At 44.4% G+C, this 2,523-nt stretch carries 1 protein-coding gene, 2 tRNA genes and 1 rRNA gene; 1 reads left to right on the top strand and 3 read right to left on the bottom strand.

Annotated elements, in window-relative coordinates; translation table 11 throughout:
- Position 1 precedes the first annotated feature (1 nt).
- Positions 2–77 (top strand) — tRNA-Asn (locus R7Z49_RS23145).
- A 248-nt stretch (positions 78–325) separates the two neighbouring features.
- Here R7Z49_RS23145 and R7Z49_RS23140 read toward each other — a convergent pair.
- From R7Z49_RS23140 to rrf, 3 genes are all read right to left on the bottom strand, one after another.
- Positions 326–1,762 carry an NAD-dependent succinate-semialdehyde dehydrogenase gene (locus tag R7Z49_RS23140; RefSeq protein ID WP_080960149.1) on the bottom strand — a complete coding sequence of 479 codons (1,437 nt, stop codon included), beginning with the start codon at positions 1,760–1,762 and terminating at the stop codon, positions 326–328.
- A gap of 497 nt (positions 1,763–2,259) precedes the next feature.
- Positions 2,260–2,336, bottom strand: a tRNA-Asp gene (locus tag R7Z49_RS23135).
- 78 nt (positions 2,337–2,414) lie between these two features.
- A 5S ribosomal RNA gene (gene rrf / locus R7Z49_RS23130) occupies positions 2,415–2,523 on the bottom strand; the annotation flags it as partial.

Here is a 2,523-nt window from a genome sequence, read left to right as displayed (position 1 = left end):
TTCCTCCTTAGCTCAGTTGGTAGAGCGACGGACTGTTAATCCGCAGGTCGCTGGTTCGAGCCCAGCAGGAGGAGCCATATTAGAAGAAGCCGCATCACTTGATGCGGCTTTTTTGTATTAGTTTAAAGCTAAGCTCTCTCCTACCCCATAACGAAATAACATAAGCGCTTTGATTATTAAAAACCGCTTACCGCAAGCTAACTATCGACTCACTAAATAACCAGAAAATATTAACCACAAACGCGCGTGGCAAATGGTATGCCTTTCAACTAAAAAAAAGCCAGGTAAAAACCTAGCTTTTTAGTTCAATCGGCCATCTCTGAAATCAGCTTAAACCACCAAGACAAATATACTTTGTCTCCAGATATTCATCGAGTCCTTGCTTAGCACCTTCCCGTCCAACACCCGACTCTTTAACTCCACCAAATGGAGCCACTTCAGTAGAGATGATCCCTTCATTCACTCCAACCATGCCGTACTCTAAACCTTCACTAAAAGTCACAATACGCTTCAAGCTATTCGTATAGAAATAGCAAGCCAAACCATATTCTGTATCGTTCGCCATTTCGAGAACTTGATCATCATTTTCAAAGGTAACAATAGGCAACACAGGCCCGAATAGCTCTTGCTGAACAATCGACATATTCTGCGTCACACTATCCAAAAGAACGGGCTCCATAAAGCGACCATGCCGTCTCTGTGGAGAGTTAGCAATAGAGGCTCCTTCTTGTACAGCTTGATCGATCACCGCCTCTAGTCGATGCTTAGAGGCCATCGTAATAACAGGACCTAATGTGACATCTTTCTCTAAACCATTGCCAAGCTTTAATTTGCTTAACTTCGACAATACTTTATCAATAAAAGCTTGTTTTACATTTTTATGAACATATAACCGATTGGTACAAACACATGTTTGCCCTGCATTACGGAACTTCGACGCGACAAGCCCTTCCGCAGCCGCATCTAAGTCTGCATCTTCAAACACGATGAAAGGCGCATTACCACCCAACTCCATCGACACCGCCTTGACTGAATCACTGGCTTGCTTCATCAAAATTTTCCCGACTCGCGTAGACCCCGTAAAAGAGATCTTCTGAATCCTAGGATCAGTACTTAGTACTTGACCAAACTCAGCAGCCTGCTCCGACACCAAGACAGAAAGCAGTTCTTTAGGGATACCAGCCTGATAAGCTAATTCAACAACAGCAATTGCAGTGAGAGGGGTAAGCTCTGATGGCTTGATCAACATGCCACAACCTGCCGCTAGGGCTGGTGCTGCTTTTCTTGTAATCATCGCAATAGGGAAGTTCCAAGGTGTAATTGCAGCGCATACTCCCACAGGCTGGCGAATTGCAGATAGACGTCTATCTGTCGTGGGGGCAGGAATAACTTCGCCATAAGCACGTTTTGCTTCTTCTGAGAACCACTCGACAAAAGAGGCACCATACATCACTTCCCCTTTGCTCTCAGCTAAAGGTTTACCCTGCTCTAAGGTAATAATCGTGGCTATGTCTTCTGCATTATCAAGAAGTAGTTGATACCACCCCCTCAAACGACGAGAGCGCTCTTGGGCACTTAATTTAGCCCAACGGACTTGCTCCGTTTTGCACTGACCAATGAGATCATCTAACTCATCAAGAGTACTAGGCTTTAACCGAATTAACTCTTGCTCAGTTGCAGGGTTGATGACCACAATTCCCTCTTCGGAAGACCATTGCTTAAATACAGATTTCAGCGTTTCATTTTTTATTTGTTGCATCATCAAACATACTCCTCAAGAACTCCTCTTAGGTTAATCGCTACTAGCAAGTTCAGCAAAGAAAACAAAGTTTTCTAAAAGGCATTAATTTTCGGAAGACTTAGCTCTCTTCCTCACTATATTTCGCGAAATTGCGTAATCCACGCAACGACGGTCCCGCTCTAAACATGGAAGCAATGAATGTTTGAGAAATAAGATGTAGAAAATTATTGTTTAAGAGAGACGCTAACAAAACACGCAGTGAGGAAGACTATTCATTCTATTACGGTTGAGGGCGAGTGTTATAAAGACTCATTGTTCAAATGACCAATCTTTCAACGAGGACAGGATACAAACTCGGAGTAATTGGAAGTGCAGGCAGCAGGCTCATCTTCCTGAGAAACTCATGTGCCAAAAGGGTAAAGAAAGTCGTATTGTCTCGCCTTCAATGTGTAAATGCATTTCTAGGGGACACGACCAAACGAAAAAGCCCCAGTCTTTCGACTAGGGCTTAATATAAGTGGCGGAGTGGACGGGACTCGAACCCGCGACCCCCGGCGTGACAGGCCGGTATTCTAACCAACTGAACTACCACTCCGCAGTGGTATCACTCGCTTGTAATCAGCAAGTGTCCGCTTTTGTCTTCACTTTTCGAAAAAGTGAAAATAAAACTAAAGCCTGGCGATGTCCTACTCTCACATGGGGAAACCCCACACTACCATCGGCGCTATTTCGTTTCACTTCTGAGTTCGGCATGGAAATCAGGTGGGTCCAAAACGCTATGG

This window comes from Vibrio sp. 1562 (assembly GCF_033340155.1).
In the GTDB taxonomy this organism is placed as follows: Bacteria; Pseudomonadota; Gammaproteobacteria; order Enterobacterales; family Vibrionaceae; genus Vibrio; species Vibrio alginolyticus.
Note: the sequence above shows the minus strand (reverse complement) of the source record. Positions and strands in the feature narration are given on the sequence as shown.

Bases quoted from the DNA above. Each gene is read 5' to 3' on its own strand.
- R7Z49_RS23140 (WP_080960149.1), bottom strand. From the start codon at position 1,762: ATGATGCAACAAATAAAAAATGAAACGCTGAAATCTGTATTTAAGCAA.